The organism is Paenibacillus sp. FSL F4-0087 (assembly GCF_038020215.1).
GTDB classification, from domain to species: Bacteria; Bacillota; Bacilli; order Paenibacillales; family Paenibacillaceae; genus Paenibacillus; species Paenibacillus taichungensis.
Map to the genome: position 1 here is coordinate 860,200 of NZ_JBBODJ010000001.1, position 15,750 is coordinate 875,949.

The 15,750-nt window shown below is 46.0% G+C and carries 11 protein-coding genes and 2 tRNA genes; all 13 read right to left on the reverse strand.

Annotated features, from left to right (window positions below):
- Positions 1-52: 52 nt before the first annotated feature.
- The 13 genes from pheS to leuB all read right to left on the reverse strand — a co-directional run bounded on the left by pheS (position 53) and on the right by leuB (position 15,547).
- On the reverse strand, positions 53-1,087 hold the full coding sequence (gene pheS, locus MHB84_RS04050) for a phenylalanine--tRNA ligase subunit alpha (RefSeq protein WP_024628331.1): 1,035 nt from the start codon (positions 1,085-1,087) through the stop codon (positions 53-55).
- Between the two features lie 458 nt (positions 1,088-1,545).
- The gene (abc-f, locus tag MHB84_RS04055) at positions 1,546-3,438 is read right to left on the reverse strand and encodes a ribosomal protection-like ABC-F family protein (RefSeq protein ID WP_076289924.1); all 1,893 of its coding nucleotides are present in this window, start codon (positions 3,436-3,438) and stop codon (positions 1,546-1,548) included.
- Positions 3,439-3,928: 490 nt separating this feature from the next.
- Positions 3,929-3,999: transfer RNA gene (locus MHB84_RS04060), tRNA-Gly, on the reverse strand.
- An 11-nt stretch (positions 4,000-4,010) separates the two neighbouring features.
- Positions 4,011-4,084 (reverse strand) — tRNA-Pro (locus MHB84_RS04065).
- Positions 4,085-4,226: 142 nt separating this feature from the next.
- The gene (locus tag MHB84_RS04070) at positions 4,227-6,353 is read right to left on the reverse strand and encodes a bifunctional diguanylate cyclase/phosphodiesterase (RefSeq protein ID WP_076289925.1); all 2,127 of its coding nucleotides are present in this window, start codon (positions 6,351-6,353) and stop codon (positions 4,227-4,229) included.
- A gap of 405 nt (positions 6,354-6,758) precedes the next feature.
- Positions 6,759-7,715, reverse strand: coding sequence for an aldolase catalytic domain-containing protein (locus tag MHB84_RS04075; protein WP_063564204.1), 957 nt, complete (start codon positions 7,713-7,715; stop codon positions 6,759-6,761).
- 83 nt (positions 7,716-7,798) lie between these two features.
- On the reverse strand, positions 7,799-9,115 hold the full coding sequence (locus tag MHB84_RS04080; RefSeq protein WP_076289926.1) for a DUF4129 domain-containing protein: 1,317 nt from the start codon (positions 9,113-9,115) through the stop codon (positions 7,799-7,801).
- Positions 9,112-10,227 (reverse strand): DUF58 domain-containing protein, encoded by a 1,116-nt coding sequence (locus MHB84_RS04085; RefSeq protein ID WP_076289927.1) that lies wholly within the window; start codon positions 10,225-10,227, stop codon positions 9,112-9,114. Before MHB84_RS04085 ends, MHB84_RS04080 begins: the two co-directional genes overlap by 4 nt.
- A 3-nt stretch (positions 10,228-10,230) precedes the next feature.
- Positions 10,231-11,199, reverse strand: a complete 969-nt coding sequence (locus MHB84_RS04090; protein WP_076289928.1) for an AAA family ATPase — start codon at positions 11,197-11,199, stop codon at positions 10,231-10,233.
- A gap of 126 nt (positions 11,200-11,325) precedes the next feature.
- The gene (locus tag MHB84_RS04095; protein WP_076289929.1) at positions 11,326-12,429 is read right to left on the reverse strand and encodes an ATP-binding protein; all 1,104 of its coding nucleotides are present in this window, start codon (positions 12,427-12,429) and stop codon (positions 11,326-11,328) included.
- A 443-nt stretch (positions 12,430-12,872) separates the two neighbouring features.
- Positions 12,873-13,289 carry a hypothetical protein gene (locus MHB84_RS04100; RefSeq protein ID WP_024628323.1) on the reverse strand — a complete coding sequence of 139 codons (417 nt, stop codon included), beginning with the start codon at positions 13,287-13,289 and terminating at the stop codon, positions 12,873-12,875.
- A 357-nt stretch (positions 13,290-13,646) separates the two neighbouring features.
- Positions 13,647-14,186 carry a peroxiredoxin gene (locus tag MHB84_RS04105; protein WP_024628322.1) on the reverse strand — a complete coding sequence of 180 codons (540 nt, stop codon included), beginning with the start codon at positions 14,184-14,186 and terminating at the stop codon, positions 13,647-13,649.
- Positions 14,187-14,461: 275 nt separating this feature from the next.
- Entirely contained in the window at positions 14,462-15,547 is a 1,086-nt protein-coding gene (gene leuB / locus MHB84_RS04110) for a 3-isopropylmalate dehydrogenase (RefSeq protein WP_024628321.1), read from the reverse strand.
- Positions 15,548-15,750: the final 203 nt, after the last annotated feature.

A 15,750-nucleotide genomic window follows, 5' to 3' on the forward strand; every position in this document is an offset into this window, starting at 1 on the left:
ATGAATTGGTATTGCAAATGACGGGCGTTCGCCCTGTATGCTACTTCGGTAATTACAGTCGTCCGAATTGTTTCAGGAACGCCATATCACTGTTGTAGAAATGACGAATGTCATCAATGCCATATTTCAGCATGGCGATACGTTCTACGCCCATTCCGAATGCAAACCCACTGTATTTCTCCGGATCATAACCGCCCATCTCGAGTACTTTCGGGTGAACCATACCGCCGCCCAAAATCTCAAGCCAACCTGTCTGTTTACATACACGGCAGCCACTGCCACCACATTGCACACAAGTCACATCCACTTCAGCACTTGGCTCTGTGAACGGGAAGAAGCTTGGACGCAGACGAATCTCGGTGTGTGAACCGAACATTTCGCGTACGAATTGCAGCAAGGTACCTTTCAGGTCACTCATGCGAATGTTCTCGCTAATAACCAAACCTTCAACCTGATTGAACTGGAACGAATGCGTCGCATCATCATCGTCCCGACGGTATACTTTACCCGGACAGATGACTTTAACAGGCACTTCACCTTTCATGCTTTGCATCGTGCGAACCTGAACCGGAGACGTATGCGTACGCATCAACAGGTCTTCTGTTACATAGAAAGAATCCTGCATATCACGCGCCGGGTGGTTCTTCGGCAGGTTCAGTGCTTCGAAGTTGTAATAATCCATTTCAACCTCAGGACCTTCCGCTACGCGGTATCCCATACCGATGAAAATATCTTCGATTTCCTGTACCACTTTGGTCAGTGGGTGCAGTCCGCCTTGACGTCCGCGACGTCCTGGCAGGGTCACATCAATTTTTTCGGATTGCAGACGTTTCGCCGTCTCTTCCTTCTGGAACTGCTCCTGCTTGCTATCAATGACTTCTTCAATCGCGCCGCGAACATCATTGGCAACCTGACCAATCACCGGACGTTCCTCTGCACTAAGCGCACCCATGCCGCGCAAAATCTCGGTTAATGCACCCTTTTTCCCCAAATACTTTACACGCAGATCACTCAGCGTCTGTGGATCGTTCACGCCAGACAGTTGCTCCAGCGCTTCGATCTTTAATGCTTCCAAACGTTCTTTCATGTGTAAATGCCCCCTTTATGTGGTTAAATGCAACAAAAAAAGGCCTTCTCTCCCCTGAAGGGACGAAAAGACCGTGGTACCACCCTTGTTAGACATTCAGTACTGCCCGGCCCTTCCGGCCTGCAACATGTTTGCCTCACTCTATACGGAATAACGACCGTTAACCGTTACCCCCTACTGACTCTTGCGATGTATCGCAAGATTTGGTTCAGGGAACCGCTCCGGAGTGAATTTCAGCAGCCTTGTTCTACAGAAGCGCTCTCAATCTACGGCGCTTCCTCCCTGTACAGAGGCACTGCTTACTTGTCTCCATCAACACGTTTACATGTCAGATAAACCTTCAAATTTACTGATGATCGTCCATTATTATATGCAAAATCGCTCGAAATAGCAAGCCGTAAAGCCACATGTTCAAACGTTAAGCCAAAAAGTAAAACAGCATAAGCTTCATCAATAGATTACTTATGTTTTCGCAGCTCGTGCAACTGTTTCAAACGACGCTGAATTTCGCGAACCTCGGCAACTTCAGCCGCCCGTTCAATTACATCATCAGGCTTAGTCAACACATCATTGCCCGCACTGTTCATGGGAGATAATAACTCGGATAAACGCATTTCAAGCCGCAACCGTTCATCATCTGACTCCCGAACCTCAAGGGCGGACTCTCGCAATTTGATGGATTGCTCCCAATCCTCCACTCCACCTTCATACAGTGTAGCCTTCCCACCGGGTTCTAAATCAAGCAAGCGGCTGGCGAGTACTTTGGTCAACATGCGGTCATGGGATACGAGCACCAGTGCTCCGGATGCCTGCTTCAATATATTCTCCATCACTTCCTGTGTGTCAATATCCAGATAATTGGTCGGTTCATCCAGCACCAGCACGTTAGATCCTCCGAAATACAACCGTAGGAATGCAGCTCTGCACTTCTCTCCCATGCTTAGATCCCCAATACGCTTGAACACATCATCTCTTGAGAACAAAAAGCATCCGAGAATGGTACGTGCAGCACTTTGTGTCATGGATGGAAGACTGAGCAAACTATCCAGTAGTGTCTCCCTTTCCGGTAACCCCTCAAGCTCTTGCGAAAAATAACCGATCTTCAGTTGTGGATGTCGTGTCACTTTGCCCTGGGATGGTTCCAGCTCTCCAATCATCAGTTTGAGCAGTGTCGTCTTGCCTGTGCCATTCGGACCACGTACGGCAAGACGATCTCCACGTTCGACAGCAATCCGGATATGGTGAAGCAATGTCGGGCTCCCCGGATAAGCAAAGCTAACGTCTTCCAGTGCAAGGAGTTGGCGGGCAGCCAGCGTGTTCACTTGCAGCTCCATGTTCAATTTTGCAGTTTCGCGGGGTTTATCCACGCGTTCTTTCTCCAGGCGCTCCAGTTGCTTTTGCTTGGCATGGTAGCGGGAAATGTTCTTGTTGGCTTTCGCTTTGTAGAAGCTCTGAGTTATTTTCACTTCCACATCGGTTGCTGAATTATGAGCCTGATGAAACCACTGCTGATAATTGCGGATCGTCTCTTCTAGCGCTTTCCGTTCCAGCTCCTGCTTGCGATAGGTTGCTTCCTGCTCACGTAATTCGCGTTCCTTATGCCCTTTGTAATCCGTGTAACCGCCTTTATATTTGGTCAGTGCATCCGGACTAAACTCAATGACACCCGTTGCGACCTGATCAATAAAAGTCCGGTCATGAGAAACAAACAACAATGTTCCAGCATAGGCCGAAAGCCATTCTTCAAGCCAGCGCATGCTCTCTTCATCCAGATGATTCGTCGGTTCATCCAAAATCAGAAATTTGGGTTTACTGACCAGTAATCCTGCGAGACGGGCCTTCGTTTTTTGCCCACCACTCAAAGAATGATACGGCCGATTCCAATGTTCCGACGATAACCCCAGACGCGTCAGTACCTTCTCTACCTCAGTCTCCCACATATACCCGTTCAATTGCTCATATTGCTCCATCGCTATCGTATAAGCTTCGAGCAGCCGCTGCTCATCTGCCGCTCCACTGTTGCTCATCCGTTGTTCCAGTAATTCCAGGTCCCGCTTCACCTCGTAAATCCGTCCACTTTCCTGTCGGACAGCATCAAGCACATTCATCTCAGGCTTGATCAATGAGCGCTGGCGCATGAAACCCCACTCCTGCTGCGGAATGTGACGTTCGATGCGTCCGCCACCCTCTTCTTCTCCAAGAATGATGCTTAATAAGGTGGTCTTGCCACAGCCGTTGGGACCTAGAATGGCGAGCCGCTCACCTTCATTTATTTCAAGATTTAATCCTGCAAACAACTCATTCCCGTTCCACTCTTTCGATACTTCATGTAGGCGTACCATTGTCATCATGAGGCCTCATCCTTCCTGCAATTCAAAATAAAAAAACCGCTGGCATCAGCCGGCGGTCTGGCAATTCAGGATTGGATAAAGCGTCAAAAAACAAGCATAAGATACCCCACGGTATGAACAAAGAACCCTTAAAAGGGTATACACAAGCTAGGCCAGAACAGCCTGCCTGTTTCCATACCTGATCCCATAGCTGAATTTGGACACACGAATCCCCTCATTGCTCAGCCGCTTTTTGGCTGACTGCGTCATAAACTCTCTGCAGTTACTGGGGTTGAATTCATGTGTTTTACTTCATGGGACGTATGGTTACCTCTCATTCATGTGTAGTATCAATTTCTCCGTTATTGTACCAGATGATGGGGAAAAAGCAAAGGTTTTCAATTCAGCGCCATGATATTCTCATTCAAACATGACTTAAAATACACTAACTAACTTCTAGAAAAAGAAAAAACCCTTGTTTTCACAAGGATTTCAGGTGTTACATTAGTTAAGCGGGTGATGGGAATCGAACCCACGCTATTAGCTTGGAAGGCTAAAGTTCTACCATTGAACTACACCCGCGCAAATGACGATCGGGACGACACGATTTGAACATGCGACCCCCTGGTCCCAAACCAGGTGCTCTACCAAGCTGAGCTACGTCCCGTCAAGTTCCGAGGAACATTAACATGAATTTCACAAAATCAATATACCATGATCATCCAACGCTTGCAACTTCTTTTTACCATTTTCCCTCTATCCTTTCGAAACAAAACAAGACAGAAGCGTGTCCACGCCCCTGTCTATCCTTACCCCGTGGGTTTATCCACATCTCTCAAAAACTTTTTTTCAAAATCGGCTGCCACAATCGGTTTGCTGAAAAAGTACCCTTGAGCCTCATGACAATGCTGATCACGAAGAAATGAAAGCTGGTCCTCATTTTCAACGCCCTCAGCAGTCACTTTCAACTGCAGGTGATGAGCCATCGACGTAATGGTCGACACAATTGCTGCGTTATTGCTGTCCTCCATCACTTCATTGACAAAGGAACGGTCAATCTTGAGGCGGTCAATCGGAAGATCTTTCAAATAGTGCAGTGAACTGTACCCGGTGCCAAAATCATCAATACTAATGTGCACACCAATTTCCTTAATCTTGCGCAACTGCTCAAACGCACGATCCTTGTCAAACGTCATGCTCTCCGTAATCTCGAGTTCAAGCCACACAGGTTCCAAGCCTGTCTCTTTGAGAATACCGCTGATGTTGTCCAGCAGATGGGAATGCCTGAATTGTCTCATGGACAGGTTAACCGACACACAAAGTTTGCGATAACCTGCTTCTTGCCAGCGCTTGTTCTGTGCACAGGCCTCACGCAATACCCATTCTCCAAGCGGCACGATTAGCCCGCTCTCCTCAGCAAGAGGAATAAATTCCCCAGGGGATACTGAGCCTCTCAGCGGATGCTGCCAACGCACCAAAGCCTCCATACCCACAATCAACCCACTCGCCAGATTAACCTGCGGCTGATACACAAGATAGAACTGCCCACGATCTAATGCTTTGCGCAAATCATTCTCAAGCTGCAAACGCTCCTGGGCTTTCATCTGCATCGCATGGGCATATCGGTTTAGCTCTATTCCTTGCTCTTTAGCATTATGCAGCGCCGTATCCGCATTCTGGATGATCTCTTCCGGTGTGTCTCCGTCATGCGGGAATATCGCCATACCAATACCCAACGTAAGATGATACTCGTTCCCATCCACCGTTACAGGTTTTTCGAACAGTTGTAAGATCGATCTTGTCCGCCGCAACGCCGTATCTGTTGTGCAGAAGTCTGTCATTGTCAATACGAACTCGTCTCTTCCTAGTCCGAACACTTCCTCTCCCGGGAGCGAAGAATGCTGCAGACGCTGTCCTACCTGACGAAGCACACGGTTAGCCGCTTGTTGGCCTAATGAATCATTAATCGTTTTGAACCGGTTGATATTCAATACCAAGACACCGACAAGCTGCTCCTCTACCATAGCTGCATTCATCATCACTTTCAGTCGCTGAGAAAGACGACGGCGATTCGGCAGCCCTGTCACATCATCATGGTGAGCAATAAAGTTCATTTTCGCTTCCGCCACCTGCTGTTTCAGGAAAGGCGTATCTACCACAGACGAATACAGGCCCTTCTGGATGAAGAAATAGCCCAAACAATCGCTTAACAGACCTAGCAACAGATTGAGATCATTAATCTTCGTAGCAGAGACAAAGTAACATTCCCCAAAGAAAAAACAAAGGATTGCACAAAGAATGGTAGGCAGATCACCATCTTTGCCTTTTTTCCATTGAACGAATAACACGACCACAGTCACGCCATACAGCATTCCGATCAGAAAATGAATTCGGGTAAACATGCCACCAAGCACATTCCCCTCCAACAAGTTCGGCAGTATAGCCCATTCCTGAATTGCAACTGTATACAAAACAACAAAAATACCGAGTGTTCCACTGAAAATTAAAAATTTGCGTGGTAACGCAATTTCCCTCTCGTTGACTGCATATATGAACAGCAAACCTGCCGCACAAACAAGAGATCCAAGCGAAATCATCTTCAACGAGAATTCCGATTCCACCATCGCCCCATTTGGCATTTCTTCGGCAAAAGAAACGATGTGAACCAACTCAAACAAACCAATCAATAAAAATAACGTAGTCATGAGGACCCTACGGAGGGTCAGTCTTTGAGTCTGAAATAACCAGCTTTGATTATAAATGCCGATACAGGCCGCTGCTGCAGCGAAGCCACCCAAGAGTGTCAAAACCGGGTAACCCGATATGATCAGATCAGAGCTTGCGGAGGAACGAAACCATTGACTTGCGAGGAAACACAATAAGCCGCCTATTGCGACCCAACCTATTTTTCTCTGATCTTGCTGATTAGCCTTCATGCCGTGTTTTTTCCTTCCCGGGATCGCCTATCCTGAAATAACCTTAACGATATAAATCTAATTTGTTACAATATTCGACATTTTCATCTCTATCAACGTTCAATTCACATGTAAAAACATGCTATCTGGTACATAATAACATTTATTTCCGCAGACGTGAACAAAAAAAATGAGCATTCCTAGGAATATTTATTCATAGATATGTAGAAAAACAAGGCAATAAGAACTAAAAAAACATGAACTCCCCATTGGAGTCCATGTTTCTTTAGTTTGCAACTGTATTTCAGACTAATTTTCGCCATATGTGTACTTTTCGACTTAAAACGCTAATGCGCTAAAGTTATAGACGTATTAGATCCCTTCTCTTGTTGACTTGAAGTCAATTTCAAGAATTATGCAACAAGCTTATTTATCAAAATTAACTTCTGGTGTTGTCAATTTATCATAGAAATCAACAACCTTATCTTTGTCTTCCGACGAACGCAGTGCCATCGCCGAGCGAGGATGCTCGTCCAAGGTACCTGTAATCATATAAGGCAAAATGTAACCCCACTCTTCTTTTTCACGGAGAGGCACCATCAATTGCTCCAATACACCAAGTACTGGACGCAGGTTGTATTTTGTTCCTTTCAAATGAGCAACGAGCAGTTCAGTAGGACAGTTTCCTGCAGCACGTCCCATACCGTATACGGAAGCATCCAGCAGTTCAACACCAAGCTCAGCTGCTACCAACGAGTTCGAGAACGCCAGTTGCATGTTATTGTGTGTGTGAACGCCAAGACGTTTGTTAGGCAGATGAGTCTTGAACTTCTCCACCAGATATTTCACATCGTTATGATCCAGGCTTCCATAGGAGTCTACTATGTATACAACATCCACAGAACTTTCCTTGATCAGTTCAAAAGCTTCCAGCAGTTCATTTTCCATAACATTAGACAATGCCATAATGTTCAACGTTGTTTCATATCCACGATCGTGGAATGTTTGAACCAGAGCAAGTGCCTTGTCTACATCTTTGCTGTAGCAAGCTACACGGATCAGATCCAGCATGCTTTCGCTGCGCGGCAGAATGTCATTCTCGTCCACACGTCCAACGTCAACGAGTGCAGACAGTTTGGTATTTCCTTTTTGCGGAATTACTTTGCGCAGGAAATCATCATTCAGAAAACGCCATGGACCTGCTTCTTCTGCACCTTTCAAGAGCTTAGGTGAGTTTTTGTATCCAATTTCCATATAATCAACGCCGGCTTCATTCAATCCAGCATAGAGCTGTTGAACAAAGTCCACGCTAAAGTCCCAGTTATTTACCAATCCACCATCACGGATTGTACAATCTACTATTTTGCAATGATTTGTCTTCATTAATGTCTGCTCCTTTTCTGACCAACTTGTGTATTCCTCTCATGATACTTGAACGTAACAAGAAAAGTAAAGGGATTCCCGACTTATTTACTTCGATAAGATTTCCATATCCGATCAATCTCACTCATCTCGGAATCGTCTGGAGATTTCTTCCCATAGCGCACAGCGTTATAGGTATCTGGTAGCATAGCAGAGAGCTTCTGATCATCTTCTCTGGCCCCATGCTGAACAATTGTCTCTGCAGCCTCCAGTGGCGTATGTGCACCCTGTATATGCACGCCCCGGTGTGCAGCTCTGTCGATCCACTTCCGATAATAAAATCGAACACGTTCGTCATCATGTGAGGGTAGCGACTCCTTCTTGCGGAACCAGGATTTGCGCGTTTTTGCAGGCGCCTCTAACGTTTCGCTAATGTCCACATACTCTGTCCGAGGCTCTGCCTTCTTCTGACCGGGCTGCAGCAGCCCTTTGAAACGCTCCATAAGTTTGTTTATCGCCTTCTGACCCAAACGCAGGATAAGCCACAAGATCACAACTGCGACAGCCCCCATGACGACCCACCCCAGGATATCCCAGAAAATAGAGGGCTCCCCTGCCGGTTCCATTCCTTCAGGTATCATTGGCGGTTCATTTGGAGCTGTAGGCGTAATCGGCGGCTCCTGATTGGAACTCGAGCCTATTAAACCTCTGATCCATGCAAGCAGACGGTCACGCAGTGGTCCTAGCCAGGCAACAAGACTGGGAAAAGCACCAATTCCCGCGATCACAATCAGCATCCATAACAGACGCTGGTGATTCGCCCGGGCAAACTCACGTAACACAATTCTTTTTGAGCCATCATTTAATATCGCACGATCCAGCTGCACACTGTATTGACCTACCAACCAACCAACAAAACTGATTACTCCCGCTGCATATATGGTGCCGGTGTAAGCAAGCAGAGGCTGCATGAATTCAATTCCATTGGCCGCCCCACTGAGCACAATTGCACTGGCAACACCCCAAATCTGCAAGCGCCAAATCAAAATCGAACGGAAGACAGGTTGAAAATTCAACCCAATATAGGCTGATATAACTCCCCATACAACTGCCGTCAGCAACTCAGGTAAAGGAAACGCCCACACTAATGCAATTACCAATGAGATTAACAGCCCCAAAAGCAACGCTGCACCCCATCGAATAAACGTGTTCTTTTCACTGATGGTTGGTAACCTGTGCTGTACCCACTGACCTAACCAGGCAGCAATAACAAAGATAGCCATTAATGTGTATGGAAAATGACCCGTTGCATAGAGAGAAGTAAGCGTTAATAGCGGATAAAAATATACCCCAATCAATAGAACGGCCGACATGGATATAAGTACTTTTCCCTTGGTATTGTTGTTGTTGGTCTCATTCATGCACTCACCGCCTTGAAATCGCTTTTCCCGCCCTCTACGGGGAGTATGGTCACACGGTGGCCTTGCTCATGCAAACGCGCAATTTCATGTTCCATAGCTGGAGATACATAGGACGTAATTAAGAGATAACTGCGAACCTGCTGAGCCTCTTCATTCCGTTCTACTTCATCACTCAGGAACTGCTCCATGGGAACCATGCATTTCAGCTCCGTCTCTGCCATAGCTTCCAGTAACATTTCCAGATGAGGACTACCGTAATCCGGCTCAATCCGCAATGGATCGCGCCCTCCACTCACACGATAGCCATTATGAGCAAATCCCGCGGGTAACCCTCTTCCAATTGCATCTACCGCTGCTGTTGCTGCATAACGAAGTGCCCGTTCGATCATCTCCGGGCGGGTAACGACACTCCACATGTCCGCTGACTCCTGAATGTTAACCACAATCCAGGATTGAGGGTCCGCAGTCCATCCCTGCTTATAAACCTGCAATTCTCCTGTGCGTGCACTCGCTTTCCAATGAATACGGTTCATCGGATCACCCGCACCATACGGTCGTACCCCGAGAATCAGAAAAGGATCTTCAACAATCCAACGGGATACCTCAACCTCACCTTGCCATACTTGATAGATCGCAGGCAGATCCTCCGCATGAACAAGTGAAGGATATACGACCATGGACAGATGAACGGGAATAGGCTTCGAGGTACGCCAAAGGCCGAACAGGTCCCCTCCGGTCATGGTTACGGTGTTTAACATGTAGATCCCACGTCTACTGCATACAAAAGGATGCTTGCGCGTAATACGGGTAAACGGTTTCAAAGTGAAGATACTTTTATGATTCTGATAAATATCTCCCTGACTGATATCCATGCCTGAGCCCGAACGAAACACAAATGAAACTGGCATCATAGCTTCAAGTCTGAGCCATGGAACCGATATTCGTTTTTCATTCGCAATCGTCTCAACCATCTCCAGCTCATCCCCAGCATAACAACGCATTTTGCTGAATTCTCTGGTGTACTTCAGCTTGCGTAAAGCCGGACGGCCGAACCATATGCCGTGTACTCCAATAACAATGCCTCCGACAATGACTAGCCATAGTAATGCCATATGTTATCGCCCGCTGCCTGTAGCAAAATTCTCCGTCGGCACTTCAGTCTGGCTCAGAAGTTCCTGAATAATACGCTCTGCCAAGCCCTCTTGTTGTCTCACCCGGTTGCGGAATACAAGCCGATGGGCTAACACGGGCTCCGCCAATATTTTAATATCATCAGGGAGAACGAAGTCTCTGCCATGTAAAGCAGCCCAGGCCTGACTTGCCTTGAGCAACGCCTGAGCTCCTCGTGGACTTACGCCCAGTGAAAGCTCGGGATGCTGCCTAGTCGCTTCTGTCAGACGGATAATATATCGCAATAGATCTTCGTCAATTTGGACCGATGTATAGGTGCTCTGTGCCTCAAGCAGCTGCTCGCGACTAATGATAGCGGACAGATCGGCAACAGATCGGCTCGCTACCGTACGTCTCAGAATTTCTACACTTTCTTCACTGCTTGGATAGCCCATTCGGATCTTCATCATGAAACGATCCATCTGTGCCTCGGGTAATGGAAAAGTTCCCTGGTTATCTACCGGGTTTTGGGTGGCAATGACGATAAATGGCCGTTCCAGCTGTCTGGTCGAACCATCAATACTAATCTGCCGTTCCTCCATACACTCCAGCAAACTGGACTGGGTACGCGGTGTAGCCCGATTAATCTCATCTGCCAGCACCAGGTTGGCAAACAGGGGGCCAGGTCTGAATTCAAAGTCACCTTCTTTTTGATTGAAAAAATGAATACCCGTCAAATCAGATGGCAACAGATCCGGTGTGAACTGAATACGCTGGAAGGTACAATCCAGTGAAGAGGCTACTGATTTGGCCAACATGGTTTTCCCCGTACCAGGTACGTCCTCCAGCAGGACATGCCCTGAGGCAATGATTGCTGTCATCACAAGCTCAATCGTATGGTCTTTGCCCACAATGATCTTCCCTACATGGTCCATTAGCTGTTTGTTCATTTGTTCCATTCCCTGGATATTCATAATTGGTTCTTCCTCCCGTAAATTGAGCTATGTATTCGCATTCATTCTAACTATAACCCTAATCGTCCCAACAAAAAACAACAGGAATCGGCGGGTAGGCCAATTCCTGTTCGCATAACTCTGTCTTTACACTAAGGGAAGCATGATGATGAACCGGGTGCCTTCCCCTTTTTTGCTATCCACAGAGATGTTGCCTCCGTGATTTTTGATAATGCGATAACTCACGGAAAGCCCCAGTCCTGTTCCGCTCTCCTTGGTGGTGAAAAACGGGTCAAACAGGCGCACAAGGGTGTTGTGGTCCATCCCCTGTCCATTATCAGCAATAGAGATCTGCACATACTTGTTCTCGGTTCCCGTGGAAATCTGAATCAAGCCAGTATGCTCTTCGCCCACATCCTCGATGGCATCCATTGCGTTTTTAACCATATTCAAAATTACCTGCTTAATCTGTTTGACATCAATGGACACATTTAACGGGACTTCTGCTTCATCCAGGGTTATCTCGCACCCCTTCATTAATCCTTCGCTTTCTGTCAGCAAGACCACCTCTTTGAGCAAAGAGTTAACAGACATAATGGTCTTCTGAGGAGCTGACGGTTTCGAGGAATTCAGAAATTCGTAGATAATGTCGTTCGCCCTGTCAATCTCCGTTAGAATGATTCGAGCGTACTCGTCTTTCCCCAATTGCAGCAAATGAGGACGAAGCAACTGGATAAATCCGCGGATAGCCGTCAAAGGATTGCGAATTTCATGGGCAATCGATGCCGAAATCCGCCCCAACATTGCAAGTTTGTCATTTTGATAAGCGGTCTGCTCAATCTGTTTATAATCGGAGACATCCTTCACACTGAAAAGGAAGTCCCCATCCATCTGATCCCCGTACGTTACTGTAACCAGCCAATGCCTGCCATACTCGTCAATCAATTCATGATAGCGCTTACGATGAAAGATAGTTTCCCGATAGATGCGTAAAATTTTCTTTTTCTTGAATCGGCTCATCTGTGGATGATGCAGCATCTGCATCAGGGTGCAGCCGCTCAATAGACTCCTAGGAAGCTCCAACAATTTTGCCATTTGAACGTTAATAAACGTCAATACACCATTACTGTCAAACAACATTATACCGCTATCCAGATGCTCCAGGACATTCTCATACTTGTTGTTATCCAGATGTACAGGCGGGAATCCATTCGTTGGTCGAGGCACTGTATCCTGAAATTCACTAATCATGTCAGGTTCCTCCTTTTCACGTAAATGATAAACTTGCCATTCGGACATCATATCATCACAGAAACAGGAAGGGCCGATTTTATTTTTCATTACCGGTGCCCTTTCATTAGGGGGCTGAGCCGAAAATATGGATGGCATGTCCGGAACCCAAGCTGGTCTATTCCGGGTAACCAAGAGTCGATCCGGAAAACATTATACGTCTGTTCCATTCTAACCTTCTCCTATTCCCAAACACGAACATTTTTTGCTCCGCCTCTTTTGCAAGTCTGTTTTTATCATAGACAAGTTTATAGAAGGGAGTCAATCGGAGAAAGTGTCGAATGGAAATTATTTTAAGAAAAACCGTGAATTAGTTTCTATATACAACAAAAACGAAGCTTTTTCGCTCGATTAGCGAATAAGCTCCGTTTGTATAGTTTAAATTGTAAATAATTAAATTCAATCTATAGTCCACTCTTGTTATGCTGAATTTTGAGTCTGCGCTGACTCATGACGGCTAAGCGACGCTTGAGTTCACTTTCCCACTTCTCATCCTTCATTTCCTTGGCAAGACGAAGTAGATCCAGAGACATGTCGATCTGACGCTGCACAATGACCATAGCATCTTCGCTTTCACGATTCACGCAATTTTCAAAAATCGCATCTTCATCTTCCGTCACGTAATCTTGAAAATCAATCTCCGACGCACCATCTCCATGCGCATATTCAGCCAAAATTTCATATTCATTTTCCACTTTATAATGCACTTCTACCCGGTGACACACCGGACAAAACAGCAGGGGAACATTATGAACCTGGGTGCGGTAATGCTTCAGCGTGCCCTTTGTTCCCACCATACTTGCCCCACAACAGTAACTCATTTTTGTTCACCCTCCTTATAACGTGCCGAGACTTTATAATGGATTGCAGTCCCGTACACTTCAAGCACTTCCGAAAAAGGAATAGTTCCATCAGTGTATCACATTCATGTACAAATTATAAATGCAGAGCACCGGAATATTTACCGGGTTTCCATACCCTATTCGCCTTAAGGCCCTTCGATTCCTCTTTCCAGAGATAAAATGAAGGCTTTCTTCTATTACATCATTACCACGTTTACGTCCCTGTTTAAACACTTTTCTCCCTTTAGGCCTTATATTCTCGCAAAAGGGTGCAAAAAGCCCTCAATCCCATGAGGGATGAGGGCTTGAACAATAAACGTTCAAGTTCAATCAGGCTTACAGGTTGTTGTCGCCTGGTTTCCAGTTCATTGCACACAATCCACCGGATTGCAAAGCTTGCAGTACACGAAGTGTTTCTTCAACACTACGGCCTACATCATTGTGGTTAACGACTTGGTATTTCAATTCGCCTTCTGGATCGATGATGAACAAGCCGCGCAGTGCAACGCCTTCTTCTTCGATCAGAATGCCATAATCTTTAGCAACTTGTTTCGTGATGTCGGAAGCAAGTGGGAAGTTCAATTGACCAAGACCATTGCTGTCTTTAGGTGTGTTGATCCAAGCTTTGTGGCTGTGTACGGAGTCAACGCTCACGCCAAGAACTTCAGTATCCAAAGCTTTGAATTGCTCAGCAGCATCACTCAAAGCTGTAATTTCAGTTGGGCACACAAAAGTGAAATCCAAAGGATAAAAGAAAAATACGAGCCATTTGCCACGATAATCGGACAGTTTTACGGAACCAAAGTCTTGTCCATCTCCCGATACTGTTTCCATTGCAAAATCCGGTGCGGGTCTACCAACCAAACGTTCTGCCATAACTAACAATTCCTCCTTTGGGATTATGTAAGCACTCAAGTTTGAATGCTCATCATCAAGAAAAACGAGAACGCTTTTCCTGTAATTAAAATGGGTTTGTTACTTGATAACAAGTACAAGTAAAATGTTATCATCCGGACTTCTCAAAGTCAAGATTATAATCGTTGTTTTATTATAATAATTATAAATAAGGATTTTTCGTGGCAAAAAATCATAAAGGAACAGCCCTCTGCAATTCCGGATCGGAGCAAAGGGCTGTACTGTTCTTACTATTATTAAGCCTGTTTCTGAATTGCCGCGACGATCAGATCGCCCATTTCCGTCGTACTGATCGCTTTGCTCTTGTCTACAGCAATATCGCTTGTACGATGGCCCGCATTCAGCACATCAGACACAGCTGCTTCAATTGCGTCAGCACCTTCTGCATAACCAAAGGTTGTACGGAACATCAATGCCAACGAAAGGATCGTTGCGATCGGATTCGCCAGTCCTTGACCTGCGATATCCGGCGCTGAACCGTGCACTGGCTCATACAGACCAAAACTGCCTTCACCCAGTGATGCAGATGCGAGCATGCCGATTGAACCTGTCAGCATCGCTGCTTCATCACTAAGGATATCTCCGAACATATTTTCAGTCACGATAACATCAAAGCTGGATGGACGACGCAGCAACTGCATTGCACAGTTGTCTACAAGTACATGTTCCACTTCAACATCCGGATATTCCGGTGCTACACGGTTAACAACTTCTCTCCAAAGACGGGAAGTTTCCAGCACGTTGGCTTTATCTACTGAAGCCAATCTTTTGCTACGTCCTTGGGCAATTACAAATGCCTGACGAACAATGCGCTCCACTTCGGTTACATTATATACGCATGTATCTACTGCTTCTTCGCCTTGTGCACCTTCACGTCTGAACTTTTCACCAAAGTAGATTCCACCAGTCAACTCACGCACGACCATCAGATCCGTACCTTCCAGCACTTCCGGTTTCAAGGTGGAAGCATCCTTCAAGCAATCAAATACCACTGCCGGACGCAGATTTGAGAACAATCCGAGCGCTTTGCGAATACCAAGCAAGCCTGTTTCCGGACGCAATTCCTTACTGTTGTTGTCCCATTTTGGACCACCAACGGCTCCGAGCAGCACAGCATCTGCACTCTTACATACTGTCAGTGTTTCTTCTGGAAGTGGTGTACCTTTTTCGTCAATAGCGATTCCACCAAACAGCGCATGCTCTGTCTCAAAACGGTATCCGAACACTTCCTCTGTACGTTTGAGAACTTTCTCTGCCTCCGCTACAACTTCAGGACCAATTCCGTCACCTGCGATAACTGCAATTTTTTTCACGTCTGCCATGGGTTGTCCACTCCTTATATCCATTCATTCGGTTATTCACTTCAATGATTAACGTGTCATTTTTAACTCTCTCTTTTGTATCATATTCGGAGGTCATTTGACCAAGATATACAATCTATGACTTTAATAGTTTTTACCTATAAGCGGTTTAAGATTGGTTGTTCTGTACCTCTGACTGAGTTAAAATAAAGCCTGAAGACAAA